Here is a 26,675-nt window from a genome sequence, read left to right as displayed (position 1 = left end):
GAAGGAGGTGAAACATTTGGATAAATCATTCCCTAAAGAACCAATGGTTAGTAACAATGAAATCCATGCCATTATTACCGAAGAAACAGAGCGTGATCGCCTGATTTATCAGTTAGCAGAAGAAATGGCTCATTACGGTATGGTAGGTGAGGGGTATGGAGAATCAGTATTAGAAAGGGAACGTGAATTTCCAACAGGTGTGCCAACTCCTGTACCAATTGCTATTCCTCACAGTGAACGTTCTCAGATTTTTAAACAAGGTATTGGTGTCGCGGTATTAAAGGAAAGTGTCAAGTTCGCAAGTATGGAAAATCCTGACTGCTTTTTGGATGTGAAAGTAGTCTTCATGTTGGCGGCTAACTTAAATAATGCCCACTTAGATATGATAAAAGATGTAATGGAGATTATTCAAGATTCCGCGGTAGTTGCTAATTTATTAAAGGCTGAAACACCTGAAGCGATCGAAAAAATCATGCATCATGAGTTTTCGATTCGCGAGGAACAACGGTAAGAACAAAAAAAGAGAGGGGTAAAGAAAATGGCAGAAGTAAAAACAGTAGTAGTCGTGTGCGGGGCCGGTTTTGCGACATCGACAGCAGGAGAAAATGAGGTCAAAAAGTTAGCAAAAGAAATGGGCATTGAAGTGAAGATGAACAAACGCCGTGCCACTGAGATCAAAACGGTATTGAGCACAATGAAGCCGGACATGTATTTGTTAATGACACCTGTAACAGTTGAACTAAATGCACCAAAGGTTAACGGGGTACCGTTTATTTCCGGTATCGGTAAAGACGAAGCTTTGGAAGAAATGCGACAAATTCTTCAAGGTGATTAGCTAAATAAAAATGGGGTAGATTATTTAGAAATGGGGGGAAATTGATGTTTGAAGCAGTAAATAAAGGTTTCCAGTGGTTTACAGGCTTAGGAAGTAACGGGATTTTATGTGTGGCCCTGTTGATTATTGGCCTTGTTCTAGGATTAAAAGTCGGGGACGCGGTTCGTTCAGCTTTAACAGCAACAGTTGGTTTCATTGGATTGAACTTGACAGTTGATATGCTGATCGCTCAAATGTCACCAGCGACGATGTCGATGGTTGAACGAATGAATTGGAACTTGGACGTGGTGGACGTTGGTTGGGGCCTGATGGGGATGGCCTGGGGACAACCAGCTTCTGGGATGGTAATTATTGCACTGATTGCTACGAATATTGCGTTGATCTTCTTGAATTTCACGAAGACACTGATGGTCGATTTTTGGAATTATTGGTCTTTTGCTGCTTGTGCAGCCTTAATTTATGGCGCGACCGGCAATGTGATTTTCACAGTACTTGCAGGGTGTATCTATATGGCAGTCTCTTTAAAATGGGCGGATAAAATGGCGCCGATGTATCAGGAATTTTACGGTATTCCCGGCTGTAGCTGGCCGACTGGAGCAATTATCGCACCGGCAATGATTGGGATTCCGATAGTAAAACTATTGCAAAAAATTCCGGTTATCAAGGATATTAAAGCCGATCCTGAAACAATGCAGCGTCGCATGGGGATTTTTGGTGAACCAATTGTTATAGGAGCAGTGTTAGGGATGTTAATTGGTTTTATCGCCGGCTATGATATTCGTCAAATTTTACTGTTAGGTTTTAACATGGCAGCGGTAATGATTTTACTGCCGCGGATGATTCAGATCATGATGGAAGGTCTAATTACGATTTCAGACCAAGCCAAAATTTTCACTGCTAAGTATATGAAGGGCCGTGAGGTTTGGATCGGAATTGATGCTTCTACCATCATGGGAAATCCAGCAACTATGTCGGCTATCTTAATCATGACACCAATCGTTACTTTTATGTCGATTATTCCTGGTAACCGTATGCTGGCAACCGCGTCATTGGTAGCCGTTCCTTGGTTTATCATTGGAATTACTTCCTTTGCGAAAGAAAATATCTTGCACATTTGTCTATCGGTCTTTGTTGTATTTGCCATCTATTTTTGGTGTGCAACTGCAATGGCCGGGGCTCATACCCATATTGCGGAGATCGTTGGTTTTGAGTTTCCGGAAGGGACTTCATTAATCAGCAGCCTTTCTGAAGGGGGAACCCAATCACCTTCATATTGTATAAGATCCTCGACCTCCTAGGATTTGTAAGTTATTAGGGTCAGGTATCACCCAGGTACCGTAAATGTTAAAAATGGGATGTTCAGTCAAGTCAGTTTTATAGTACGATGAAATAAATGGTAATGAATGTCATTTATAATCATCATTTCAATCTGTTGAGGAGGTAAAACAACATGAAATCATCCGAATATGCCCGTATGGTGCAGATGATTGATTCAGAGGATCTAAAAAATCCCTATACAGATCAAGAACTGGCTGAACACTTAAAACTTTCTCGCAGCAGCATCACCACTATGAGGAAAAAAGCAGGCATCGAAAATTCCAGAGAGCGTCGTGAAGCGATTTTACTAAAAGCAATTACCGCTATTTTGGAAGCGGAGCCAACGATTAGCATGAATCAACTGACTAAACAGTTGGTTGATTCCGGTTATCGGATCACGTTAAACAGTACGATCAGTTTTATTGAGCAGCACAATATTTTCATTTCTGACAATAACACAAAGGACCAACCGCCGTCGCGGAATAAAAATGAAGCCTTTGCTGGCATTATCGGTGCACAACGCAGTCTTAGTATTCAAGTAGAGCAAGCGAAAGCGGCGGCCATGTATCCGCCGATTGGTCTGCACACCTTGATTGTCGGGGAAACCGGTGTCGGGAAAAGTATTTTGGCTGAAGCAATGTACAAATTCGCTTTGCTAAGCAAACAGCTGGAGCCCAAAGAAATGCCCTTTGTGGAATTAAACTGTGCCGATTATGCGGAAAATCCGCAGCTATTGAATGCCCAGCTTTTCGGCTATCAAAAAGGAGCCTTCACCGGTGCCGATGAAGATAGGGAAGGCTTAATCAGTCAGGCCAATGGTGGCATCTTGTTTCTAGATGAGGTTCATCGCATGCCGCCGGATGGTCAGGAGATGCTGTTTCAACTGATTGATAAAGGGGTCTATCGACGCTTAGGGGATCAGAAAACCCGCAGTGCGCAGGTTATGATTATTGCTGCTACCACGGAAGATATTGAAACCAATTTGTTAGATACTTTCCGCCGTCGCATTCCGATGGTCATTGGTATTCCAGCGTTAACGGCACGGGGGATTGATGAAAAATACGATATAATCAAGACCTTTTTCCGGCAGGAGGCAGTAAGAGTTAATCGGGAGATTTTGGTTACTTCAGATGCCATGAAACGCTTGCTGTCGTTGCATTATCCCGGCAATGTGGGAGAGCTGCGCAGTAAAATTCAAGTTGCTTGTGCTAAAGGCTACCTAGCTTGTATGCACAAACTGGAAGATAATTCACGGATTACAATTGATCGAGGAATGTTGGTGATTTCTAACCAAGTCCTGCAAGAAACCGAAGCACCATCCAAAGAAATCGACTACTTCTCTTCGAAAGATTTGATCGTTTCCCCAACTGAAAAAAATCCGATTCCTGAATTGAAAGTTAAAGATCCTTACGAGTTTTCAGAAGGCTTGTATCGCATTATCGAAACAGAATATGCCAAGCTGCATGCTGATCATTTTTCCGAAAAGGACATCAACTCAATTATTTGGAAGCTGATGGAGAAAAAAATCTCCCGCTACATCAGTAATATTCAAACCAACAAAGAGGTCAATCAGCTGACCGATAACATCCAAACGATTGTAGAAGAGGATCTACTGCAAATGGTAGAGGAAATGCTGAAAATCGCTAAGGAAGAACTGGGCGAGATCGACAAATCCTTGCTGTTTTGCTTAGCGACGCATTTTAATGCTTCCATTGAACGTATCCGTAAAGGTGAACATATTTTAAATCCGAATCTAGACAATGTGAAAAAACACTATCCTAAAGAGTTTCAATTGGCTTGCAGGATGGCTGGGCTGGCTGAGGAATATATCGGTATGGAGCTGCCTGATGAGGAGATCGGTTTTATTGCTATGTATCTATCAGCTACCAACAGCGGGAAGGTTCGCTATGGCGATGCCATCGGAGTAATCGTGGTCACTCATGGACGGGTGGCTGCCGAAATGGTGGCAGTAGCTGACGAACTAATGGGCAAGTCCCATTTAACTTCTTTGTGCATCAGCTTGGATGAAAGTCCCCGCTCGATTTACAACCGTTTACTGGAGCAGGTACAGAAAAACAACCAAGGACGCGGTGTTCTTATTCTGGTGGATATGGGATCGCCAGAAACCTTTGGCAGCCAAATTGCCGAAGAATTAGGGATTGAAGTTCGCACGGTTACCCGGGTGGATACGCTGATGGTATTGGACGCGATTCGCAAAACGCAGTTGATTGACATGAATTTGGATGAAGTGGCCGAGTCATTAATCAAGCAACAGCAAAATGCTGTCATCAAAAGCAGTCCTGATCCTAGTCACAAAAAAGCTGGCTTTCGTCTGTTTTTGTTTAACGGGGGAGGGCTGTGCCAAATATTTGTACGACTATCTTAAAGAACTGATTCTCGCGGCGTACCCAAGCGCTGAATTCCTGTTACTGAGCTTGCTGAATCAGCAATCGATTAGCGAGCAGCTGGCTGAGGTAAAAAGGAATTATCACATTTTAGGAATAGCTGGTTCCCTAAAGGTGGAAACGGGAGATATCCCATTGTTTCTGATGCAGGATGTGCAGCAGCCAGAAGCTTTGGAACGATTTTTAGTTCAGATAGAAAAAAGGCAGCTGTTTATGCAAACCGGGAATGCTACTATCACTGATCCATCCTTAATATTTATTAACCAGGAGGTTCAAACAAGAGATGAAGCAATTGCTTTCTTGGCTGACAAATTAGTAGCGCACAACTATGTAAAACCAAGCTTCCTCCAGACCGTTATCGAGAGAGAAAAGATGGTCCCAACTTGTTTAGGAACCGGTGTGGCGATTCCTCACGGGTATTTTTCAGAAGTGATCAAGCCGCAAATTGCAGTATTGCTGCCAAACCAGCCGATTCCTTGGGGAGAACAGTTAACAGCTAAGGCTGTGTTACTGTTGGCCTTCACCGAAGATACGAGCCAAATTTTTAGTCAAGTTTACTCGGTCATTTCTGATGAACGTGCTGTGGATAAGCTGGTGGAAATGCAAGACAAGAGGCAAATTCAAAAATACTTAGATCCATTTTACGAATAAAGTTTTTCAATCGAAACAAAGAAAGTTGAGCATAAATCTGAATCAACTAAAAATTTGAAAAGAGATGAAAAAAGCATGAAATTTGAAACGTTGAAAATGGCAGAAGGTTTAGGCAATGATTTTGTAGTAGCAACTTATTATATGAAGTCAGAAAAAGAACCGGATCTTTACGACTGGGTCAAACTGGTTGCTGCCGATCAAAGTGCTGGAACCTGGACTCATGTAGAAGGGGAAACTCCCGAGGTCATTGAAAAATATGGTGCGAAAGTAGTGGGTGTCTACCCGATGTCTGATGGCATTTCTTGTGTTGCCCGAGTAGCTTATCCAACAGCCAACTTCCCAGCCTATATGGCCATGGTAATCAGTACAGTTGCTGGAAATGTCTTAGCCCAAGATGGTATTCGCCTGGTGGATATTGAGTTTCCTGATGCGATGCTGGAACAATTTACTGGACCTTTAATGGGAGTTAGCGGTATTCGCGAGTTGTTAGGTGTACAGGATCGTCCACTAGTTGGAGCTATTTTGAAGCCATGTATTGGTGTTCCACCAGAAGCCAGTGCAGCCGGTGCAGCTAAAGCAGCACTAGGTGGAGCAGATGTCATTAAGGATGACGAATTATTAAGTGATCCTGCTTATTCACCAATGATCGATCGCGTGAAAACAGTGATGGCTCATTTGAAAGAAGTCGGCAAAGACCAATCTACTCTATACGCAGTAAATATTACTGGCTTAAATGTGGTGGATCGGGCTAAAGCCGCGATTGATGCCGGTGCTAACTCGATTATGGTGAATTACAATGCACTTGGCTGGGCAGCAACTGAAGACTTAGTACGTTTCTTGAAAAAAGAAAATATCAAAATCCCGATCTTTGGTCACTGTGCTGGAGCAGGCGCTTATTACCGTTCTCAAAACAATGGCATGTCGGCAGCACTTAGCTGTGGAAAATTGCCGCGTATGATGGGTATGGATATGCCACTGGTTTATCCCGATAGTGGAAGATTTGGCACAACAACAGATGAACTGGTGGAAACGCATAGTGCCTTATCGACTCCAATGAAATCTATTGAACCAGCCTTCACAACGGTAGCTGGCGGTGTTCATCCAGGAAGTATTGAATATTTGATGAATCTGCTGGGCAATGAAACGATTCTAATGGCTGGTGGCGGTATCTATGGTCACCCAGATGGAGCAGTTTCAGGAGCTAAAGCTCTGTTACAAGCTATCGAATCAGTTATGGCTGAGGTTCCAGTAGTAGAAGCAGCTAAAAACCACGAAGAATTAGACCATGCTTTAAAATTCTGGTCATAGTCGAACACATATTTTCTGTATCAAACTATAGGGGGAATTTCATTGGAAAACACTCTTTCAAAAGAAACACTATTAGAGCTTTATCGAGTAATGGTGCGAATTCGCGCTTTCGAAAATGAAGCTATCGAGCTTGCCAAAGCTAATATTACGCGAGCTGCGGTGCACACGTATAACGGCGAGGAAGCCATAGCCGTAGGCGTTTGTGCCCATTTAACCAACAAGGATTACATCACCTCGACTCACCGTGGGCACGGCCACTGTATCGCTAAAGGTGCCGATTTACGCCGCATGTTTGCTGAATTGATGGGACGGGAAACCGGCTATTGTAAAGGAAAAGGCGGATCAATGCATATTGCTGATATGGCTACAGGAAATCTTGGTGCTAACGGAATTGTTGGTGGCGGGATTCCGATGGCAATGGGAGCAGGTCTGGGACAACAGGTTGCTCATGAACCGAATCTAACCGTTTCATTCTTTGGCGATGGTGCCTCAAACGAAGGTTCTTTCCACGAGGCACTAAACATGGCCTCAATATGGAATCTGCCTGTGGTTTTCATTTGTGAAAACAATAAATTTGGTATCTCCACTTCTACCGAAAAATCGATGAACATCGAACGAATTTCAGATCGAGCCAAAGCTTATGGCATCAAAGGGATAACCGTTGATGGCAATGATCTAGTAAAAGTTTATCAAACCTTTGCTGAAGTCAAAGAAGAAGTTTTAGCTGGCAAAGGTCCGGTTTTACTAGAAATGGATACTTACAGAATGTCAGGGCATTACTTCGGGGATAATGAAAACTATCGCAGCAGAGAGGACGTTGAGAAATGGAAAGAAAAAGATCCGGTTTTACGCTGTGAACAGTTGCTGATGAATGACTATGAAGTAACTGAGGATGAACTAAAGGCAATCGAAAAAGAAGAAGAAAAAACAGTGTTGGCTGCCTCTGAACTGGCTAAGCAAGATCCTGAGCCGGCGGTTGAAGATATTATGAATGATTTATATGATCCAACCTTTGAAGAAATTGAATGGAAAGTATTTTCCAAGGGATAGGAAGGAGATTTGTATGCGGAAACTTTCAATGCGTCAGGCAGTCAACGAAGCGCTGCACATTGCTTTTAACAGTGATGAAAATGTTTTTACAATTGGTGAGGATATTGCAGTTTATGGCGGACAATTACGCTGTAGCTATGATTTACTGGATAATTTTGGGGCTGAACGGGTGAGGGATACTCCGATTTCTGAAGTTGCTATAGTTGGTGCTGGAATAGGTTCAGCAATGATTGGCCGTCGTCCGATTGTTGAACTATCTTACATGGATTTTATTGGTGTTTGTTTTGACCAGATTCTAAATCAAGCTGCCAAGATGCGTTACATGTATGGTGGTCGAGTAAGTATTCCTTTAGTGATTCGTACTCAGTGCGGAGCAGGACTAGGGAATGGGGCTCAGCATTCGCAATCCTTAGAGAATATCTTGTCTCATGTACCAGGGATTCGAGTAGTTATGCCTTCGAATGCTTACGATGCCAAAGGGTTATTGCTGCGAGCAATTCGTGACAACAATCCCGTGGTCTTTGTAGAGCACAAGGCCTTATACAAACTGAAATGCGAAGTGCCAGAAGAACCTTATGAAGTAAGTTACGAAAGTGAAGTCAAAGAAGTCGGTGATGATATTACGATTATTGCCTATTCAGCAATGGTTAACGTAGCCTTGAAAGCAGCCAAGAAGCTGAAAGATGAAGGGATTAGCGCTGAAGTTGTCGATGTGAAAAGCATTGAGCCGCTAGACATGGATCCTATTTTAAAATCAGTTGAGAAGACTGGGCATGCCATCATTGTGCACGAAGCAGTGAAAAAATCTGGCTTTGGCGGCGAGATCGCGACTCAGATTCAAGAGTTTGCTTTCGAGCATTTGAAGCAGCCGGTTCTACGAGTGACAGCACCAGACGTACCGGTGCCATTTGCCCGTAATCTGGAAAAAGCCTATGTGCCGGATGAAGAACAAGTAATAGCTGCTGTAAAAGCCACTTTGAAATAGAAGGAGAGACCTGTAGATGAAAAAAGAAGTCATTATGCCAAAAATCGGATTAGACATGGATGAAGGAACCATTATCACTTGGTATAAAAAAGCCGGTGATCCTGTAAAAAAAGGTGAAGTTTTGTTGGAGATTGAAACGGATAAAGCCACTACTGATGTGGAATCCGCTCTAGATGGTACCTTAGTAGAAATTGTCGAAGAAGAAGATGCGACAGTTGATATTGGTGAAACCATCGCTTGGATTGAAGTCGATGAGTAGTGAAGGGAAAAAGCTTACTGGTATAAAAAAAGCCATGGCTAAACAAATGATCCGCAGCTGGACCGATGTGCCTCAGTTTCAACTGAGCACTACGGTTCGCTGTGATAAGTTGATCGCTTATCGCAAAACTTTGCCTGTTAAGGTTTCTTTTACGGCAATCATTGCTAAGGCAGCGGCTCTGGCATTGATTGAATATCCAGAAATTAATCAACGATTTGTTGACGGTCTGGTGGAGACTGTCGATGAGGTAAATATCGGAATTGCCAGTGATACCAAGCGTGGCTTGTTAGTTCCGGTTATCGTCAATGTAGACACGAAATCGCTTGAAGAGATTCAAGTCGATTTAAATCGGATCAAAGAACAAAGTCTGACTGGAAAGTTCTCGATGGAGGATATATCTGGCGGCACCTTCACTATCAGCAACCTGGGGATGTTTAATATCGAAACTTTTTCTTCTATTGTAAATACACCAGAGCTAGGAATCCTAGCTATTGGGAAAATTTCTAAAAAGCCATACGTTGATGAAGACGATCAATTGATTGCAGCTTCTGTTTTGGAACCAGTCCTGACTTTAGATCATCGCGTAGCTGATGGAGCAAGCGGAGCCAGATTCTTAACCCGCTTAGCGGAAATTTTGGAGCAGCCGAATGAGCTATTGTCAGTAAAGGGGGATGCAGGTGAATAAAACAATTGCAATCATTGGTGGTGGACCAGGCGGCTATGTCGCTGCGATCCGCGCCGCTCAGTTGGGGGCTAAAGTCACTTTAATTGAAAAAAATTCTCTTGGCGGGACCTGTTTGAATGTCGGCTGTATCCCTACTAAAGCGTTGCTGCAGTCTGCAGAAGCCCTTGAACAAGTTAAACAAGCGCAGAAATTCGGCATTCAAACTGAGCTTCAAGGTTTTGACTGGACCACGGTAATGAAACGTAAAGATCGAGTGGTTAAGCAGTTAGTCAAGGGTGTCACTGGGTTGATGAAAAGCAATCAAATTGAAATTCTTCAAGGGAGTGCGAGTTTTATTGACGATCAAACCATTGAAGTAAACGCACCAGATGGTGAAAAGGTCGATTTGCAACCGGACCAAATTATTTTAGCAACTGGTTCTAAGCCGTTTATTCCTTCGATTCAAGGATTAGATACCTACAATGGTTGGCTGGACTCCAGTAAAGCCCTTGCGCTAGAAGAATTGCCTGAATCAATGATTATCATTGGTGGTGGAGTCATTGGGATCGAGTTTGCATCGATTTTTAATTCTTTCGGTGTTGAAGTGACAATTGTCGAGGAGCAGCCTGAAATCTTGCCAGCGATGGATCAAGAACTAGCCGGTTTGTTGCGAAAAAAACTAGCTAAAGCAGGCATCAACTTTTTACTAGGTCAACGGGTAGAAGCAGTGACGGGCAACGAAACCAATGTCGAGCTTTCATTAGGTGAAGATACGCTTTGTGGCGAAAAACTTCTGGTAGCTGTGGGCCGCAGAAGCTATATCGAAGGCTTGGGATTAGAAAATACTAGTATTCAAACTGAAAGACAACGTATTCTAGTAAATGATCATTTACAAACCAACGTGCCCAATGTGTATGCTATTGGTGATTGCACTGGTCAAAACATGTTGGCTCACTATGCTTCAGCTCAAGGAGAAATAGCCGCAGAAAATGCGTTGGATAGTCACGAAAGCTTTGATGGACAAGTAACACCAGGTTGTGTCTATTTAGATCCAGAGTTTGCTGGTGTCGGATTAACTGAACAACAAGCGACAAAAAAAGGCATTAACTATCGGACAGGTAAATTCCCATTAAAAGCCAGTGGCAAAGCTTTAGCAATGGATAAGACTTATGGTTTTGCGAAAGTACTTGTAGAAGAAGAAACAGATAAACTAATCGGGGTTCACTTATTGTGTGAACGAGCGACTGATTTAATCACCGAAGCCGCCTGTGTATTACAACACGGCGGAACAGCTGAAGAAGTGATCGCAACCATTCACCCACATCCAACTCTAAGTGAAGCATTCCGCGAAGCAACCTTAGCTGCGGATCACCGAGCGATTCATATTTCTAACTAAAAACTTCAGAGCAGATCTGAAGTTTTTCTTTTGGGTCAAAAAGTCACATCCATCTGCTTTTGTTTAAATAAATTACCGATTTGGACAATTTTATGTTTCTTGTCTAAACGATAGAATATAGCAAAACTCTTCCCAATCAGAATACGATAAGTAGGCTCATTAAAACGATAGATATGAGAGACATCTTCGTGCATCTCTGGAAAGAGCTTCAGAAGATTAATAGAGCTATAAATCGAATGGACGAATTTTTTTATGATATCTTCTGAAAGCAGCAGGCTTGATTCCCATTCATGAATATTCTCTCGAAGACTGTTCTTAAAACTTTCTGTATATTTAATTGTATACTGATCGTTATTCTCCCCAGCCATATTTCCCAAACTCTTTCTTCATTTGTTCTTCCGTTAAAGTTTTACCAGTCTCAAACTCAGCAAAGCTTTCTTCGATCAACTGTCGATCGTGTTCTCTAGCAATATTCTGCGTATTTAGGACGTAATTGTCGCCATCTTTTGTATACTCTAATACATCTCCAGCTTCTAATCCCCACTCTTTAGGGAAAATTGCCCCAACTGAATTGCCGATTTTTCGAATTTTAAGTTCACCCATAAAATTCAACTCCTATTCTTTTTTGTTGATTATAACACGTTATAACACCCGGCGGCATATTACTGCTCCTTTTTTCCAAAAATTGTTATAATCACAATGATTGGAAAGGAAGTTTTTGTATGGCGACTTATCAAGACGATCCATTAGTTCAGAAGAACCGCTGGTGGATTCTCGTATCGGTAGCTATGTTTGCTTTCATGTCCACCTTGGACTCCAGTATTGTAAACATTGCTTTGCCGACGATTTCCAAAGATTTGAATGTACCAATGAATGAAGCCGAATGGGTGGTTTCCATCTATTTAATGGTAGTCTGTGCCTGTTTGCTTTTGTTTGGGAAAATCGGAGACAGCTTTGGGAAAATTAAAGTCTATCGGATTGGAACGATTATTTTTACCGTTGGCTCATTATTGTGCGGCTTTAATCATTCATTAGAATTCCTATTGTTTGGTCGAGTGATTCAAGGGATCGGAGCCAGCATGACCATGGCAACCAATTCAGGGATTGCCACCGAAGTCTTTCCTATGAAGGAACGGGGCCGGGCATTAGGCTCAATCGGTGCTTTTGTGTCACTAGGCTCAATTGCTGGTCCAGGCATCGGTGGCTTGATTTTGTCTCAATTTTCTTGGTCTTATATTTTCTGGATCAACGTACCAGTCGGGATTGCCACGATTCTAATTGGTGAGAAATTCCTGCCGAAGGATATCACAATGTCTCAACGTAAGATTGATTTCTTAGGCTTCGGTGCTTTTGCGGTAACGATCATGAGCTTCTTTGGCAGTATTTTTATCGGTCAGGAGATTGGCTATTTGAACCCACTTCCGTTAGGCTTATTAGGACTAGCACTGATCGCTTTTATCTTTTTCATCTATGTGGAAAAACGGAAAACCGATCCGTTGATTGTCTTCAGTATTTTCAAAAATAAAATGTTCACCATGAGTTTGATCACCGCTGTATTGATCTTCTCATCCAACTTCTTCGTGAATGTGGTGATTCCATTTTATCTACAAAGTGCACGGGGACTTTCAGCTAGTTATTCAGGCTTGTTAATGATGGTATTTCCGTTCTTGATGGTGATAGGATCACCCATCAGCGGGTATTTGACCGATAAAGTAGGTTCACAAATTTTAGTTGTCACCGGATTGGTGATGCTCTCAGTTACTCAAATTATGTACATTTTCATGAATGAGACAACTCCGATTTGGTATTATGTTATTGCGACAGCTATCATGGGCTTTGGCAATGCATTGTTTCAGTCGCCAAACAATACGATGGTGATGAGCAGCGTGACCAAAGAAAACCTAGGTGTTGCCGGCAGTTTGAACTCATTTGCCCGCAATCTTGGTATGGTCATCGGGATCGCGCTGGCTACCACGATTCTGTATAGCGGCATGAGCGCAGCTTACGGCGAACGAGTAACCACTTATATCGCCAATCGACCAGATGTGTTTGTGTTTGGCATGCGAATTACCTTTGTCGCATCCTTTGCGTTGTGTTTTATTGCGCTGATTCTTTCGGTTGTTCGATTTAGGAGGATGCCAGTTCCACTTTTCGCAGGAACAAAGCGTTCGAAAGAAGCAAAAAAAGATACGAGTAATAAGAAGTAACGTCATACTTAGTGGAATGGTACGCGTGGAGAGAATCAGACTCATTTTTTCTTTAAAAAAATGAATACTTTAATAACGAAATAGATGCCAGTTCCACTTTTCGCAGGAACAAAGCGTTCGAAGGAAGCAAGAAAAGGTACAGGCAAAAAGAAGTAACGTCATACTTAGTGGAATGGTACGCGTGGAGAGAATCAGACTCATTTTTTCTTTGAAAAAATGAATATTTTAATAACGAAATAGAGGGAAAGAAAAATGGCTAATCAAGTAGAAGAATATTTAACCGAAAAAGGCATTGCTTTCACTGTGCAAGAACTGCCAGTAGAAAGAGAAGACGGGACCGCCGTATTAACCGAAGAACCTGTCGATCATGATAAAATTTTCAAAACGCTAGTGTTAAAAGGCAACAAAACCGGTGTGGTCATCGCAGTAGTACCATTGGACGCTCGCTTAGACTACAAAAAAGCTGCCAAGGCCACCGGCAATCGCAAAATTGGTTTGCCGCCGATGGATTTTGTATTGGAACATACTGGCTATGAACATGGAGCAAATACGCCAATTGGCATTCGCTTGAATCATCCGGATTATTTAATCGTGTTTGACGAAAGCATTCATAATTATGACCAAGTAATTATTTCCAGCGGCGAAATCGGTAAAGCGGTTGAATTAGCTGCCAGCGATTTGCTGGAACTGTTACACCCAGAGATTGAAAGTTTATTGAAATAACCACAAGAGGTCAGCTGATTTGTTGAAAAACTAGCAGCTGGCTTCTTTTTTATTGTTCCTTCTGTTATACTAAAAAAGATAAAACTGTACCAATGAAAAAGGTGAAACAGGAGGGTTAGTTGTGGCAACTAAACATGATTTAATTTTAGAACATATCGAAAGTTTGCCGGTGGGAGAGCGTATTTCCGTCCGCAGCATTGCCAAAAATTTAAGTGTCAGTGAAGGAACGGCTTATCGGGCGATCAAGGATGCTGAAAATATCGGACTGGTTTCCACGATCCAACGAGTCGGGACCATTCGAATCGAGCGTAAGCTAAAGAAAAATATCGAACGCCTTACTTTTGGCGAAGTAGTCCGCATCATTGAAGGCGACGTTCTCGGTGGAGCAGCTGGTTTAGACAAAGATTTAAATAAATTTGTCATTGGTGCCATGACAGAAGAGGCGATGCAGCGTTATATTACCCCAGGTTCTTTGCTGATCGTCGGTAACCGCTTAGGTGCTCAAAGACTAGCCTTGAAAGATGGGGCAGCTGTGTTAATCACTGGGGGCTTTGACACGGATCCAGAAATTTCCCAATTAGGTGATGAATTGGAATTGCCAGTTCTGAGGACCACCTATGATTCCTTTACCGTTGCGACCATGATCAACCGGGCTTTAAGTGATCAATTAATCAAAAAAGACATTATGCAAGTCAGCGATATTTATATGCCTTTGGAGAAGACACAATACTTGCAGGCTGGCGAACCGATTTCCAGCTATCAGCTTCTATCTGAAGAAACGGGACATTCTCGTTTTCCAGTCGTAAATAAAAATATGCGGGTCGTGGGCATTGTCACGGCCAAAGATATTTTAGGAAAAGCCGATAATCAATTGTTAGATCGCGTAATGACGCGAGATCCTATCGTAGTTAAAACCAATATGAGTGTAGCTTCCGTGAGTCACCGAATGATTTGGGATGGACTGGAAATGATGCCGGTAGTCAAAGACGATTTGACCTTATTGGGGATGGTCAGCCGTCAAGACGTCATGAAGGCGATGCAGCTGGTTCAGCGTCAGCCGCAAATGTCCAATACGATTTCTGATCAAATTGTTGGCGATATCGTTATGGTAGACACTGACCGCGATGGAAATCCGTTAGAGCTGCCTTGCTTCAAATTCGAAGTTAGTCCGCAAATGGTCAATAGTGTTGGAACGATTTCATTTGGGGTACTAAGTGAATTGCTGGCAAATGTTGCACAGCGAACCTTGATGATCGATCAGCGTCGCAATACCTTGATTGAGCAAATGAATCTGCACTATTTGCGTCTGATTCAGCTGGAAAGTGAAATTGAAATCCGCACGAAAATCTTGGAATTCGGCCGACGTTCTGCCAAATTAGATTTAGAAGTATATATTGATAATGTCATCGTGGCAAAAGCTTTAGTGGTTTGCCAAGTAATGGAACGTTCATAGAAAGAGGCAAAATATGACAACAATAGAAAAAATTATCGCAGCAATTAAAGAATATGATCGCATTATTATTCATCGTCATCAACGTCCTGATCCTGATGCCATTGGTTCGCAGGTGGGCTTGGCTGAGACTTTGCGCCACAATTTCCCTGACAAAGAAATTTATCAAGTTGGTGGATCGGTAGAGGGCTTGGAATTTCTAGCTAGCATGGAGACGATCGAAGACGAAAAATATCAAGATGCGTTGGTAATTGTTACGGATACTGCAAATTCACCACGAATCAGCGACAAACGCTTTTCACTAGGAGATAAATTAATCAAAATTGACCATCATCCCAACGATGATCCCTACGGTGACATCGTGTGGGTGAATACGAAAGCCAGCAGCTGCAGCGAGATGATTGCTGACTTGGCTTTTGATCTTGATTTGGAGCTGACTTCAAATGCAGCACGCTTGCTGTATGGCGGGATTGTTGGAGATACTGGCCGCTTCTTGTATCCAGCAACTACTTCCCATACTTTGCGGGTAGCAGCCAAATTAATCGACCATCATTTTGATGCCACCAAGCTAAACCGGGAAATTGAACAAATTTCCTTGAAGGTGGCTAAGCTTTCCGGTTACTTGTACCAGAATTTAAAAGTAGATGAAAATGGAGCTGCCCAAGTTGTTTTATCCCAAGAAGTGATGAAAAAATATGACATTGTTGATTCAGAGACTTCTTCTTTAGTACCATTGCCTGGCGTAATTGATAATGTGCTGGCATGGGGACTGTTTGTAGAACAACCAGAAGGCTACTACCGTGTCCGTCTGCGTTCAAAAGGTCCGGTTATTAATGAACTAGCCAAGCGCCATCACGGTGGCGGGCATCCGTTAGCCAGTGGCGCCAACGCGCACGACGACGCTGAGCGGGAAGAAATCTATCGCGAATTGCAGGCGATGTGTGCGTTGTACAAGCAAAAATAGAATAAAATTGAGAACTAGTCATGTCTTTTTTGAACATGGCTAGTTCTTGTTTTATGGTAAAACTTGCTAAAACACTGGGAATGCCCTTTTCAAAGGGTTATTTTTTCGCTAAAATAAGGCATCAACCAAAAAAGGAGACAAACTATGTCATTACCAAATTGCCCAATGTGTCAGTCAGAATATACTTACGAGGACCGTAATATGTTTGTGTGCCCAGAATGTGGACATGAATGGAACGAAGCTGCATCTTCTGAAGAAGGAGAAGGCTTAGTCGTGAAAGACAGCAACGGCAACCTGCTGGCAGAAGGCGACAGCGTCACAGTCATCAAAGACTTAAAAGTCAAAGGGGCTTCTAACCCAATTAAACAAGGTACCAAAGTGAAAAACATTCGTCTGGTGGAAGGCGACCATAATATCGACTGCAAAGTAGACGGTTTTGGCCCCATGAAACTAAAATCGGAATTCGTTAAAAAGCTCTAGAAAGATTCTTAGTGCGGTCTTCATACTTTTTTCACCGCTTTCTGTTACACTAATAGTAAGAAAGATAAGATAGGGGAAATGTGTATGTACGGATATGGATTTGGTTATTTCGATCCAACATTCTTCTTGGTTATCCTCGGATTAGTGATCAGTGGAGCAGCTTCCGCTTATGTGAACTCTACTTTTCGTAAATATGACGAAATGCGCAGCCGCAACGGCTTGACCGGAACACGGGCTGCTCAATACATTTTGCAAAATCAGGGAATCAATGATGTTGGTGTGCAGCAAATTGCCGGGAACTTAACGGATAATTACAACAGCGGCAACAAAATGCTCAGCTTGTCAGAAGCAACGGCGCAGTCAACTTCTGTAGCAGCCATCGGTGTTGCGGCCCATGAAGTCGGCCACGCGGTGCAGGATGCTAAAGGGTATTTGCCTTTAAGGATTCGTCACGCGATTGTACCAGTCGCAAACTTTGGCTCAACCATTGCTTTTCCAATTATTTTAATTGGGGTTGTTATGAGTTGGAATGCTACCTTAATTAACATCGGAATCGCAGCTTTTTCATTGGCCTTAGTGTTCCAGTTGGTTACTTTACCAGTAGAATTCGATGCCTCTCGTCGTGCATTAGCCATTCTTAGAGATGGCAACATGCTGGAGACAGATGAATTGCAAGCAGCTCGTAAAGTATTGACCGCCGCAGCTTTAACCTATGTGGCCGCAGCCTTGGCTACCTTCTTGCAGCTGTTACGCTTGATCATGCTATTCGGCGGCAACCGCAATCGAAACTAGACAAAAAACTGTAAACCTTCAATTTCAGAGGTTTACAGTTTTTTTATGGGCTTTTTCAATAGGTAAGCTTTGAAATCAGTAAACCCATTATGTTTTGGAGCCTCGTAGACACCAATTGCCTGAAATCCTTTTTGAGCATAGAATTTCTTGGCTACCTGATTTTTATCACTCACATAAAGAAACAAATCTTCCTGCAGCTGCTCCGCTCGCTTCAACAACTGGCTGGCAATTCCCTGCTTTCGAAAAGCTGGATCAACAAACAGCTGTTGAATTAATAAGCCATCTAAAGACTGTGGCTCAAACAAATTATCTTTCGCTAGTTTTTCCAACAAACCATCTTCTGCTATTAATAAAAATCCTACGATCTGATCATCTATAGTTGCCAGAAACACTTCTTGGGAAAGGTCAAAAGCTTCATCATCGATAATACCCTCACCATCGACTGTCGACAATTGCTTCAGACCGTAATGTTTAGCTAGTTGGAATTTTGGATGGGTATCAGGGTAGTGTTGAATCTGCATAAGCGCTCCTTTTTTGTTCCAGTATAGCAAATATTCCGAGAGAAAATACAAGAATCTCTCCAACAAAAAGAGAGTTCTTATTATTGTTCGACCTTAGATTATGGTATGATTAAATTAGCAAATAAAGGAGCTGATACCCATGAAAAGAGCAACGAAAATCAAGATCGGTGTAAGTGTCATTGCGGTAGCTAGCGTTGCCACAGCAGTGATTGCCTCGGGCAAAGTTTTAGAGAAAGCACGCCATGTGTCTAATCGTCACAAAGTGAAAAAATTTGTGAATGATAAATTCGACGGTAGTGATAAAATTATGACTATTGTTGATAAGTTGTCTGATGAGGACTTAGATAACCTGATGAGTATCCTTGGGAAAATCAAGGACGGAAAAAAACGTGTATCAGTCTATGGTGACTCAATCAAGGAAACCACAGATGATTTGAAAGATAAGATCATGAATATGGTCGACAATGTAATCGAATAAGCAGTAAACTCCAATCAATATTCAGTAGTAATGACTGAGATTGATCGGAGTTTTTTTCTATGGATTATTTGTTGGCGTTTCACCGCAAACGATCCCGCGCTTCAACTGGTACCTGAGCCGGTAAAACTTCTTTCCAGCTGCGAACATTCTGCCCTTTAGCAGTTAGCTCTAAGTAGCGCCCAGTAGCAGGTTTGTAATCTGCGTGGTAACTAATTTTCCTTGGTTGTCCGCAATCGTTGTAGCTGGTTGCAGTATAAGCAGCATGATCAGAGTTATTACTTAATTGAACAAGTTCTTTAGGATCTTCTATTTTTACATAAACTTTTTCTACTTTCACAAAGGGATTTACTAAGTCAGCAATCGCAGCCCAATCATTGGTTTGATTTTTGGTCATTTTAGGCTCAACTAGTACTAAAAACACCAAAATCAACATAATAGCGACGACGATGCGTCTGCTTTTTTTCACTGTAATCCCTCCTTATTCTACTATCATACGCATAGCAGTACTGTTTTGAATCAGCCATTAGACTGAGTCTGTCTAATTTTTTTACTGACAATAGCCCAAAATATGCTAAAGTAGGAACCGAGGTGAAAAACGTGGAACGAATCAGTTCATTTACAGAAGAAGAAAAAGCGTATTATATGCAGGAGGCTATCCATGAAGCGCAAAAGGCGGAAGCCGTTGCAGAAGTTCCTATCGGTGCTGTTGTCGTATATAAGAAAGAAATTATTGGTCGCGGGCACAATCTTAGAGAACATAGTCAAGACGCAACCAGTCATGCTGAGATGTTTGCCATCCGAGAAGCCTGTAAAGATCTGGACAACTGGCGGTTGGAGGAGTGTCAATTATTTGTCACATTGGAGCCTTGTCCCATGTGCAGCGGAGCGATGATCTTATCGCGAGTGGAAGAAGTTTATTTTGGTGCTTACGATCCAAAAGGCGGAACAGCTGGAACTTTAATGAACTTATTAACCGACGAACGCTTCAACCACCGTGCCTATGTAGAAGGTGGTATATTAGAGGAAACCTGCGGCCAATTACTAACTAATTTCTTCCGTCAATTACGGGAAAAGAAAAAACAAATGAAAAAGACTAGCCAAGGCGACTAGAATTTGTTATACTAATTTTTGCCGAAAGGCTAGGACAATGTCGGGCTTGTGAATTGTGTCAGATCTGGAAGGAAGCAGCACTAAGCAGGATCCGGCATGTGTCTGAAATGAATTAAAGAATCTTTCAACAGGCTGATGAGGCCTGTTTTTTTTTCGAAAATCATTGCAATCCATGCTTTTCTTATACTATTATGAAGTTGAAGATATTAGTGCTAGATAAGATAGCTGAAAAATGAAGGGGCGACTTATATGATGAAGAAGGCAACTCCCAAGAAGAAATCTTGGTCAGGAAGAAACCCGAATGTAAGTATAATAGTAGGAATTGTGCTGATTATTTTAGGAATAGCAATTTCCGATAGCGACCTGTTGAATGCTTCTGACTCCGTAGCTTCTTATGATTACGAGGAAGAGGTCGGTTGGGATGAAGAGGAAGCATTAAACTACATTGATCAAATGAAAAACTGGGATCGTACCACTTACGAAGATATTCAAGTCGCAACAAGCAATGTCGAATATGATGAAGAAGAAGATACTTCGATGGAAACTTATTCGGATGGTGATCCTTACAGCGAACTATTGGAAGTTGTCGGTCCACCGACTAGAACCTACACCAATAAGGGGACTTCCACGGAACCCTCTATTGTGGAAGCAACTTGGGAAGAAGATCTGCCCGATGATGAATACATCTCCATCTATATTCGTTACGAAAAAGATTCTGGACAAATTATTTCCAAAGATTGCTACGGAAGCTTCTAAAAAAATAGTCCTTATGAATTCACACAAGTGATTTCATAAGGACTATTTTTATTCAGAGCTGACTTGCCAATCAAATCGCTATAGCAATTTAGTTGGTGAATCGGTATCGTCTTTAAGCAACTGGCTTTCGCGACGAATGTGATAAATTTTGTGGATATTGATAATCAACGTCTTAATGACGGCATAAACTGGAATACAAATCAGCATGCCCACAATCCCTGCGACACTTCCCGCACCGATTAAGACTAAAATAATCGTCAATGGGTGAATGTTCAACGACTTGCCAAACAGCAAGGGTTTAATCAGATTCCCATCCAACTGCTGAATCACCAAAATCGAAAGACCCATATACAAAGCCTGCAACGGAGAGATGAAAAAGCCGACAATTACAGCTGGCACCGCACCGATGAAGGGTCCTACATAAGGAATAATATTCGTTACTCCACAAAAGATAGCTAACAATAAGCTATAGGGCTGTTTGAAAATAGTCATGGCAATAAAGCTCAGGATACCAATGATAAAAGCATCCAACACGGTACTGCTAATATAAGCCGACAAAGTTTCATTCAGCTCCCGCACAGTTTGGCGCAGCTCTTTACGAATTGTTAATGGGAAAAACTGCGAAATAGCATCCAGAAACTTGTGTCCGTCTTTGAACATAAAGATTAAAATAAACGGCACTGTAAACAGTAAGACAAAGAATTGCATGGCAACACCAACAATCCGCGACAAGCTGGAAGTCACACTAACAATCGCTAAGTTAATCAGATTATTGATAGTGATATTGGCAGAAGCCAATTGCTCCTCTATGTTAAAATTTCTAAATTCATCTCTTTGGGCTAAATCACTAATCCATTTTCCGGTTTCTTCTGCATATAATGGCAAGTTCTGCGTTAACTGAACCGTTTGCTCAATCAATTGCGGCACCACATTCATGGCAGCCAAAACAATAATAATGGCAATGACAACAAAAGAAATCAAAAAGCCAAAAACACGAGGCATGCCGCGTTTTTCTAAAAATACGACGATGGGATCGAACATATAGTAAAGAAATCCTGCGACTAATAATGGCAGTACGACTGCTGAGAGCATACCCAAAACGGGCTCAAAGATATTGGGCATCTGTAAAACAAAATAAATCCCGATAATCGTCAAGACGATTTCGGCGGTCCAAAAGAACAGTTTCGAATATTTGAAACGTGATAGCATAGGAGCCTCCTTTTACATGATGGCTCCATCTTATCATTAATTCAGCAGCGAAAAAATATTTTTTTAAGAAATTAAAGAAAAAGTTCGGGAAGCTTTCCATCAGTTTTTCATTGTTTAATTAAGTATAATTCCTTCACGCTTGGCAAGCTTGTCTTCACAGCAGTCTTGGTGTCCGGTCTCACAGATCTGCTTAGTCAGCAATGAGCAAAAATTTTGTCGTATTGTTCTAAAAATGTGCCATTTTCCAAAGCCTTTCTTAGCTATTAGTAATTTTATTGAATCTGTCTTTTGTAAGGAGTAAACTGTAAGAAACCCTTTGGAGGTGTTTTATTTGAAAGAGAAAAAAGCTTTTTATGTAAATGGCTATTTGGCCTTACTTGTACTAGTCTTGATTATTATTGCTGGTGTTTGGTTTGTTTTGCTGGGAAGTACCCGTGATAGTATCGGATTGGTTGCATTAGCTGTCGTATTGTGGGGGATATCCTTTTTGTTTATCAGCTCGTTAACGATTGTGAGTCCTAATCAAGCCAAAGCCGTTCTGTTTTTTGGGAAATATGTCGGTACAATCAAAGAAAATGGCTTGTTTGTCACCATGCCCTTAACGCAAAAAATAAAAATATCCATGAAGGTTCGCAACTTCAACAGTTCGCTGTTGAAGGTTAACGATTCTGACGGCAACCCGATTGAAATTTCAGCAGTCGTGGTTTACAAAGTCGTTGATACCGCTAAAGCCTTGTTTGATGTAGACTACTATTTGGATTTCGTCGAGATTCAGAGTGAGACTGCTATCCGACATATTGCTTCTCAGTACCCCTATGACACGTTCAGCGAAGGTGATTTAACTTTGCGAGGCAATACAACAAAAGTTTCTGAAGAACTAGCGATAGAATTGCAAGAACGCTTAGCAATTGCCGGAGTAGAAGTCATTGAGACTCGCCTGAACCATTTAGCCTATGCAACGGAAATTGCCAATGCTATGCTGCAGCGTCAACAAGCCCGGGCGATCCTATCCGCTCGTCAAACAATTGTAGAAGGAGCCGTGACGATGACTCAAATGGCTTTGGAACAAATTGAAGATGGACAGGATATTCAATTTACCGACGATCGTAAAGTGCAATTGATTAATAATTTACTGGTTTCAATCATTACTGATAAAGGCACCCAGCCGGTTATCAACACTGGAGATATGAGCGACAACTCCAAGACAGGAGGCAATAAATGAGAAAACTGTATATCAAACAAAAGGTCTTTAGCATCGGCGAAAAATTTACCGTCACCGATGAGCAGCAAAATCCCCGTTACTATGTAGAAGGCAGCTTCATGAAAATCCCGAAAACATTTCGCGTTGAAGATGAACAAGGCCGGGAGATTAGCAAAATCACTAAAAAGACGATTAGTCTGCTGCCAAAGTTCTTTGTGGAGATTGACGGTCAAGATATGATCGAGATTTCCAAACATCTAACCTTTTTAAAAGCTCACTATTCCATTGACGCTGATGGGGTTAGTGTTGATGGCAATTGGTGGGACATGGATTTTATTGTTGAAAGAAACGGACGCAAGATTGCCGATATTAACAAACGCTGGGTTTCTTGGGGCGATACTTATGAAGTAACAATCCTTGATGAAGCCTATGAGCACCTGGTAATTTCTTTAGTCATTGCCATCGATCGAGTAAAAGAAGATGAAAGTTCTAATGGTTAAGGCCTGTCATAGGCCTTTTTTTTGTGAGAAAGTCGTTGTTTCGTTACAATAAAAGAAAAAGGATTTGATGAAATGGAACGACCTTCGACAAAAATGACCCGCTGGATTGAATTTATCGGCGGCCGTAATCTTATTTTTACTTTAATTGCTGGAGTGCTGTTAGGGGCATTGATTTTTGTATTCTATCTAGTACGATTTATCTTTGAACCAATAGGCATTATTCTAGGAACGATTTTTGCACCAGTTTTACTGGCCCTCATTTTCTACTACCTATTAGAACCGATTGTGAGTTTCTTTGAAAGAAAAGGGGTAAAGCGACTCTATACTATTATCGGAATTGGAATGGTGCTGATAATGCTTCTTGCTACTTTCGGCATATGGGCGGTGCCGAAAATGTACAGCCAAACTGCCAGCCTGATTAACGATTTTCCGCAGCATGTGGCTAACTTTGAAGCCACTGTTCAAAATTTTGTTGCTGGAACGATGTTCGAAGAGCCGGCTCAAGATATTTTTGGTTCGTTAGAAGACGTTGTTGCCCAGGTAATTGCAACGCTGTCAGAATCGTTAGGAGATATTCAGTACTTTGTAGGTAATATCTTCTCTACCCTCAGCGGCTTTTTCGTCATTATGCTGACGGCACCAATTATTACCTTCTTCTTATTAAAGGATGTAAGAAAGTTTAAGCATTACTTTTTAAAACTGATGCCGCCGAAATTTCGTGATGATGCCAACGAGCTTGGCGGGATTCTCGATATCCAGGTTGGGAATTATTTGAAGGGGCAATTCATTGTTGCGTTAGCAAATGGGGTAATTGTGTTTGTGGGCTTTCTGATCATCGGGATGCCTTATGCAATGCCATTGGCAGTATTAGTCACTATTACGTCATTTATTCCTTACATCGGCCCGTTCATTGCCTTTATTCCCTGCGCAGTGATTGCACTATTAGAATCTTTCCAAATGCTGCTGGCTTTAATCGTTGTCTGGATTGTGGAGCAGGTACTAAATGGCAACGTGATTGAACCGAAAGTACTGGGAGAACAATTACGGGTTCACCCGGTAACAATCGTATTGGTGCTACTAGTAATGGGAAACTTGTTCGGTCTGTTCGGCCTAGTTTTCGGCGTACCAACTTACGCAGTAATCAAAGCATTTGGTGTCTTCTTATTCCGGAAATTTAAACAACGCTATAATCGATTTTACGGTAAAGACGACGGCGAATACGAAGACACTGAGTTTTCTCAAGATGAGTATATCAACGACTAATCCATTTTGTTTCGTTTATGAAGGAAAAAATCATTGCAAAATTTCCGTCTTTGTTTTACTCTAGATTCATGCGGTCGTGGCGGAATTGGCAGACGCGCTAGCTTCAGGCGCTAGTGGTAGAAATACCGTGGAAGTTCGAGTCTTCTCGGCCGCATAAAAAAACTCCGAATCTTTTATGAGATTCGGAGTTTTTTCTATAGTTGTTCCAGATCTAAAAGCTGCTGTTTGACCATTAATCCTTCAGGGCTTGAGCCTGAGTAACCAGTCAACTGACCATTTTTCCCAATCACTCGGTGACAAGGAATGATAATCGGCAAAGGATTTCTACGATTGGCTTGTCCGATCGCTCGTACTGCCTGTGGTCGGCCGATCTTTTTAGCGACTTCCTGATAATTAAGTGTCTCGCCGTAAGGAATTTGTGACAAAGCTTGCCAGACTTCCTGTTGGAAAGTAGTCCCATAAGAAAGCTCATAAGGAACTGTAAAGATTTTTAGTTCACCTGCCAAGAAGGCTAGGATTTCTTCCTTCGCTTGCTTTAATATAGTAGGATTGGCCATTTTTGATTCCGGTATCTCATGATAAGAAACAGCCGTCAACGCTTTTTCGTTGGCATCCAGCCAGAGCGGGCCTAAAGAAGTATCAAATTTCATTTTGTTTAATGCCTCCAATCCGTTAAATAATATAGGAATATGGTACTATAGAACCAACAAAACTGGTAAGAGAGAAGCGAAATTATGGAAAAAATTATTCTTCTACATACGAATGATCTGCATTCACATCTAGAAAATTGGCCTAAAATTCGGCGATTTTTGCATACCCGTCAGCAAGAAAATCAACAGGCTGACCAAGAAGTAATTACTGTTGATCTGGGAGATTTTGTTGACCGTTGGCATCCACTAACAGAAGCTACCGATGGACAGGCTAGTGTGCTGTTGATGAATGACATTGGTTACGACGCCGCAACGATTGGCAACAATGAAGGAGTAGGCAATTCTAAGGATGATCTGAATCATTTATATGATCAGGCAAATTTTGATGTGTTGCTGGATAATTTGTTTGACAAGCAAACCCTGCAACCGCCTGTTTGGTCACAGGCTTCTAAAATCATTACCACTAAGAATGGAACGAAGGTTGGATTGATTGCTTTTACCGCCCCCTTCCCGTTAACTTACAGTCCCAACGGCTGGGATATTCGTCAAGTGGAGGATATTTTACCAGATTTAGTCGCTCGTTTACGTCCACAGGTGGATGTCTTGGTTTTAATGAGTCACTTAGGAATTAGTGCTGACCGTCATATTGCTCGCGCACAGCCAGAGATTGATGTCATTTTAGGCTCACACACTCATCATTTGTTTGAACGGGGAGAAGTCGTTAATGACGTACAAATCGCAGCTGCTGGTAAATATGGTTATTATGTTGGTGAAGTACACATCTATGTAGATGATCAGCACAAAATCGTTCGAACTTCCGCTCATACGTATGCGACGGAAAAAATGCTGGAGCTGCCTGAGGATCAAGTGGAAATTGACGGCTACTTGGCTGAAGGTCACCGTTTGCTGGCAGAAAAAGCTGTGGCTGATATGCCCTTTAGTATGAGTGCCGATGTCCATGCCGAGCATCCGATGATTGAGTATGCACTGCACGCAGTAAAAGAAAAAGCTGGAACAGACGTGGCTATTTTGAATTCAGGCCTATTTTTAGAGGATATTCCTGAAGGGATTGTTAATCAGGATCAACTGCACACGGCCTTGCCTCATCCAATGCATTTGATCAAGGTGACGTTGCCAGGAAATGAGTTGATCCGTTTAATCTTAGAGATGGAAAAAAATCGTCATTTCTTGATTAATTTCCCAGTGATCGGAATGGGCTTTAGAGGAAAAGTCTTTGGTCATTTGGTTTACGAAGGACTTTCTTATGATCCAGTAAACCGCAAAGTTTGCTGGTTAGGCGAGCCAGTTGACCCGACAGCCAAGTATACACTGGCTACGGTGGACCACTATATGGTCCTGCCTTTCTTTCCAACAATTGAAATTGCAGGTGAATATGAGTTCCTATTTCCTGAGTTTATTCGCAGTGTGCTGGGGGACTATCTAAAAGCTCACTATCCAATCCAATAAAAACAAGGTATAATATCAAACAGGTGGTGAAACG

30 protein-coding genes, 1 tRNA gene and 1 other RNA gene are annotated in these 26,675 nt (G+C 41.9%); 26 read left to right on the top strand and 6 right to left on the bottom strand.

Annotated features, from left to right (window positions below):
* Positions 1-16 precede the first annotated feature (16 nt).
* The 11 genes from JZO70_RS04220 (at position 17) to lpdA (ending at position 10,870) form a co-directional block, all read left to right on the top strand.
* Positions 17-511 (top strand): PTS sugar transporter subunit IIA, encoded by a 495-nt coding sequence (locus JZO70_RS04220; RefSeq protein ID WP_207672294.1) that lies wholly within the window; start codon positions 17-19, stop codon positions 509-511.
* A gap of 27 nt (positions 512-538) precedes the next feature.
* Positions 539-835: a PTS sugar transporter subunit IIB gene (locus tag JZO70_RS04215; protein ID WP_207672293.1), complete on the top strand. Its 297-nt coding sequence runs from the start codon at positions 539-541 to the stop codon at positions 833-835.
* 44 nt (positions 836-879) lie between these two features.
* Positions 880-2,133 (top strand): PTS transporter subunit IIC, encoded by a 1,254-nt coding sequence (locus JZO70_RS04210; RefSeq protein ID WP_242703767.1) that lies wholly within the window; start codon positions 880-882, stop codon positions 2,131-2,133.
* 152 nt (positions 2,134-2,285) lie between these two features.
* Entirely contained in the window at positions 2,286-4,538 is a 2,253-nt protein-coding gene (locus JZO70_RS04205) for a sigma 54-interacting transcriptional regulator (protein WP_242703766.1), read from the top strand.
* A complete protein-coding gene (locus JZO70_RS22340; protein WP_242703765.1) occupies positions 4,522-5,208 on the top strand; it encodes a PTS sugar transporter subunit IIA in 687 nt (228 codons plus the stop codon). The genes JZO70_RS04205 and JZO70_RS22340 overlap by 17 nt, the downstream gene beginning before the upstream one ends.
* A gap of 75 nt (positions 5,209-5,283) precedes the next feature.
* Positions 5,284-6,516: a RuBisCO large subunit C-terminal-like domain-containing protein gene (locus JZO70_RS04200; protein ID WP_207672292.1), complete on the top strand. Its 1,233-nt coding sequence runs from the start codon at positions 5,284-5,286 to the stop codon at positions 6,514-6,516.
* Between the two features lie 42 nt (positions 6,517-6,558).
* Positions 6,559-7,566, top strand: a complete 1,008-nt coding sequence (locus JZO70_RS04195) for a thiamine pyrophosphate-dependent dehydrogenase E1 component subunit alpha (RefSeq protein WP_207672291.1) — start codon at positions 6,559-6,561, stop codon at positions 7,564-7,566.
* Positions 7,567-7,579: 13 nt separating this feature from the next.
* Positions 7,580-8,551: an alpha-ketoacid dehydrogenase subunit beta gene (locus tag JZO70_RS04190; RefSeq protein ID WP_207672290.1), complete on the top strand. Its 972-nt coding sequence runs from the start codon at positions 7,580-7,582 to the stop codon at positions 8,549-8,551.
* A gap of 16 nt (positions 8,552-8,567) precedes the next feature.
* Positions 8,568-8,810 carry a biotin/lipoyl-containing protein gene (locus tag JZO70_RS04185; protein ID WP_207672289.1) on the top strand — a complete coding sequence of 81 codons (243 nt, stop codon included), beginning with the start codon at positions 8,568-8,570 and terminating at the stop codon, positions 8,808-8,810.
* Positions 8,803-9,495 carry a 2-oxo acid dehydrogenase subunit E2 gene (locus JZO70_RS04180; RefSeq protein ID WP_207672288.1) on the top strand — a complete coding sequence of 231 codons (693 nt, stop codon included), beginning with the start codon at positions 8,803-8,805 and terminating at the stop codon, positions 9,493-9,495. Before JZO70_RS04185 ends, JZO70_RS04180 begins: the two co-directional genes overlap by 8 nt.
* Complete coding sequence (gene lpdA, locus JZO70_RS04175; RefSeq protein WP_207672287.1) at positions 9,488-10,870, top strand: dihydrolipoyl dehydrogenase; 1,383 nt, start codon at positions 9,488-9,490, stop codon at positions 10,868-10,870. Before JZO70_RS04180 ends, lpdA begins: the two co-directional genes overlap by 8 nt.
* A gap of 35 nt (positions 10,871-10,905) precedes the next feature.
* Here lpdA and JZO70_RS04170 read toward each other — a convergent pair whose 3' ends face one another.
* Together JZO70_RS04170 and JZO70_RS04165 are read right to left on the bottom strand one after the other, a co-directional pair.
* Complete coding sequence (locus JZO70_RS04170) at positions 10,906-11,238, bottom strand: type II toxin-antitoxin system RelE/ParE family toxin (RefSeq protein WP_207672286.1); 333 nt, start codon at positions 11,236-11,238, stop codon at positions 10,906-10,908.
* Positions 11,222-11,473 carry an AbrB/MazE/SpoVT family DNA-binding domain-containing protein gene (locus tag JZO70_RS04165; RefSeq protein ID WP_207672285.1) on the bottom strand — a complete coding sequence of 84 codons (252 nt, stop codon included), beginning with the start codon at positions 11,471-11,473 and terminating at the stop codon, positions 11,222-11,224. Before JZO70_RS04165 ends, JZO70_RS04170 begins: the two co-directional genes overlap by 17 nt.
* Positions 11,474-11,592: 119 nt before the next feature.
* On the opposite strand from JZO70_RS04165, the gene JZO70_RS04160 reads away from it, so the two are divergent.
* From JZO70_RS04160 to JZO70_RS04135, 6 genes are all read left to right on the top strand, one after another.
* The gene (locus tag JZO70_RS04160) at positions 11,593-13,077 is read left to right on the top strand and encodes an MFS transporter (protein WP_242703763.1); all 1,485 of its coding nucleotides are present in this window, start codon (positions 11,593-11,595) and stop codon (positions 13,075-13,077) included.
* 252 nt (positions 13,078-13,329) lie between these two features.
* Entirely contained in the window at positions 13,330-13,800 is a 471-nt protein-coding gene (locus JZO70_RS04155) for a YbaK/EbsC family protein (protein WP_207672284.1), read from the top strand.
* A 121-nt stretch (positions 13,801-13,921) separates the two neighbouring features.
* Entirely contained in the window at positions 13,922-15,253 is a 1,332-nt protein-coding gene (locus tag JZO70_RS04150; protein ID WP_207672283.1) for a DRTGG domain-containing protein, read from the top strand.
* A 13-nt stretch (positions 15,254-15,266) separates the two neighbouring features.
* Positions 15,267-16,214 carry a DHH family phosphoesterase gene (locus JZO70_RS04145; protein WP_207672282.1) on the top strand — a complete coding sequence of 316 codons (948 nt, stop codon included), beginning with the start codon at positions 15,267-15,269 and terminating at the stop codon, positions 16,212-16,214.
* A 144-nt stretch (positions 16,215-16,358) separates the two neighbouring features.
* Positions 16,359-16,694, top strand: a complete 336-nt coding sequence (locus JZO70_RS04140; RefSeq protein WP_207672281.1) for a zinc ribbon domain-containing protein YjdM — start codon at positions 16,359-16,361, stop codon at positions 16,692-16,694.
* An 84-nt stretch (positions 16,695-16,778) separates the two neighbouring features.
* The gene (locus JZO70_RS04135) at positions 16,779-17,486 is read left to right on the top strand and encodes a zinc metallopeptidase (protein ID WP_207672280.1); all 708 of its coding nucleotides are present in this window, start codon (positions 16,779-16,781) and stop codon (positions 17,484-17,486) included.
* Positions 17,487-17,518: 32 nt separating this feature from the next.
* On the opposite strand, the gene JZO70_RS04130 is transcribed toward JZO70_RS04135, so the two are convergent.
* The gene (locus JZO70_RS04130) at positions 17,519-18,007 is read right to left on the bottom strand and encodes a GNAT family N-acetyltransferase (RefSeq protein WP_207672279.1); all 489 of its coding nucleotides are present in this window, start codon (positions 18,005-18,007) and stop codon (positions 17,519-17,521) included.
* A 139-nt stretch (positions 18,008-18,146) separates the two neighbouring features.
* Here JZO70_RS04130 and JZO70_RS04125 point away from each other — a divergent pair, with 139 nt between their 5' ends.
* Positions 18,147-18,485 (top strand): hypothetical protein, encoded by a 339-nt coding sequence (locus JZO70_RS04125; RefSeq protein ID WP_207672278.1) that lies wholly within the window; start codon positions 18,147-18,149, stop codon positions 18,483-18,485.
* Positions 18,486-18,564: 79 nt separating this feature from the next.
* Here the strand turns inward: JZO70_RS04125 and JZO70_RS04120 are convergent, their stop codons facing one another.
* Positions 18,565-18,951, bottom strand: a complete 387-nt coding sequence (locus JZO70_RS04120) for a YxeA family protein (RefSeq protein WP_207672277.1) — start codon at positions 18,949-18,951, stop codon at positions 18,565-18,567.
* A 131-nt stretch (positions 18,952-19,082) separates the two neighbouring features.
* On the opposite strand from JZO70_RS04120, the gene tadA reads away from it, so the two are divergent.
* The 3 genes from tadA (at position 19,083) to JZO70_RS04105 (ending at position 20,351) form a co-directional block, all read left to right on the top strand.
* Complete coding sequence (tadA, locus tag JZO70_RS04115; protein ID WP_207672335.1) at positions 19,083-19,595, top strand: tRNA adenosine(34) deaminase TadA; 513 nt, start codon at positions 19,083-19,085, stop codon at positions 19,593-19,595.
* Between the two features lie 26 nt (positions 19,596-19,621).
* Positions 19,622-19,708, top strand: an RNA gene (gene ffs, locus JZO70_RS04110) — signal recognition particle sRNA small type.
* A gap of 136 nt (positions 19,709-19,844) precedes the next feature.
* Positions 19,845-20,351, top strand: a complete 507-nt coding sequence (locus JZO70_RS04105; protein ID WP_207672276.1) for a hypothetical protein — start codon at positions 19,845-19,847, stop codon at positions 20,349-20,351.
* Between the two features lie 78 nt (positions 20,352-20,429).
* Here JZO70_RS04105 and JZO70_RS04100 read toward each other — a convergent pair whose 3' ends face one another.
* Entirely contained in the window at positions 20,430-21,560 is a 1,131-nt protein-coding gene (locus JZO70_RS04100) for an AI-2E family transporter (protein WP_207672275.1), read from the bottom strand.
* A gap of 331 nt (positions 21,561-21,891) precedes the next feature.
* Between JZO70_RS04100 and JZO70_RS04095 the strand changes: the two genes are divergently transcribed.
* From JZO70_RS04095 to JZO70_RS04080, 4 genes are all read left to right on the top strand, one after another.
* On the top strand, positions 21,892-22,782 hold the full coding sequence (locus JZO70_RS04095) for an SPFH domain-containing protein (RefSeq protein ID WP_207672274.1): 891 nt from the start codon (positions 21,892-21,894) through the stop codon (positions 22,780-22,782).
* Positions 22,779-23,261: an LURP-one-related/scramblase family protein gene (locus JZO70_RS04090; protein ID WP_207672273.1), complete on the top strand. Its 483-nt coding sequence runs from the start codon at positions 22,779-22,781 to the stop codon at positions 23,259-23,261. The genes JZO70_RS04095 and JZO70_RS04090 overlap by 4 nt, the downstream gene beginning before the upstream one ends.
* A 72-nt stretch (positions 23,262-23,333) precedes the next feature.
* Positions 23,334-24,524 (top strand): AI-2E family transporter, encoded by a 1,191-nt coding sequence (locus JZO70_RS04085; protein ID WP_207672272.1) that lies wholly within the window; start codon positions 23,334-23,336, stop codon positions 24,522-24,524.
* 70 nt (positions 24,525-24,594) lie between these two features.
* Positions 24,595-24,678 (top strand) — tRNA-Leu (locus JZO70_RS04080).
* Between the two features lie 40 nt (positions 24,679-24,718).
* Here the strand turns inward: JZO70_RS04080 and JZO70_RS04075 are convergent.
* On the bottom strand, positions 24,719-25,174 hold the full coding sequence (locus JZO70_RS04075; RefSeq protein ID WP_207672271.1) for a methylated-DNA--[protein]-cysteine S-methyltransferase: 456 nt from the start codon (positions 25,172-25,174) through the stop codon (positions 24,719-24,721).
* Between the two features lie 84 nt (positions 25,175-25,258).
* Between JZO70_RS04075 and JZO70_RS04070 the strand changes: the two genes are divergently transcribed.
* A complete protein-coding gene (locus JZO70_RS04070) occupies positions 25,259-26,641 on the top strand; it encodes a bifunctional metallophosphatase/5'-nucleotidase (protein WP_207672270.1) in 1,383 nt (460 codons plus the stop codon).
* Positions 26,642-26,675 lie beyond the last annotated feature (34 nt).

Source organism: Candidatus Enterococcus moelleringii (assembly GCF_017377575.1).
Lineage (GTDB): Bacteria > Bacillota > Bacilli > Lactobacillales > Enterococcaceae > Enterococcus_A > Enterococcus_A moelleringii.
This window is presented reverse-complemented; position numbering and strand designations above follow the sequence as displayed.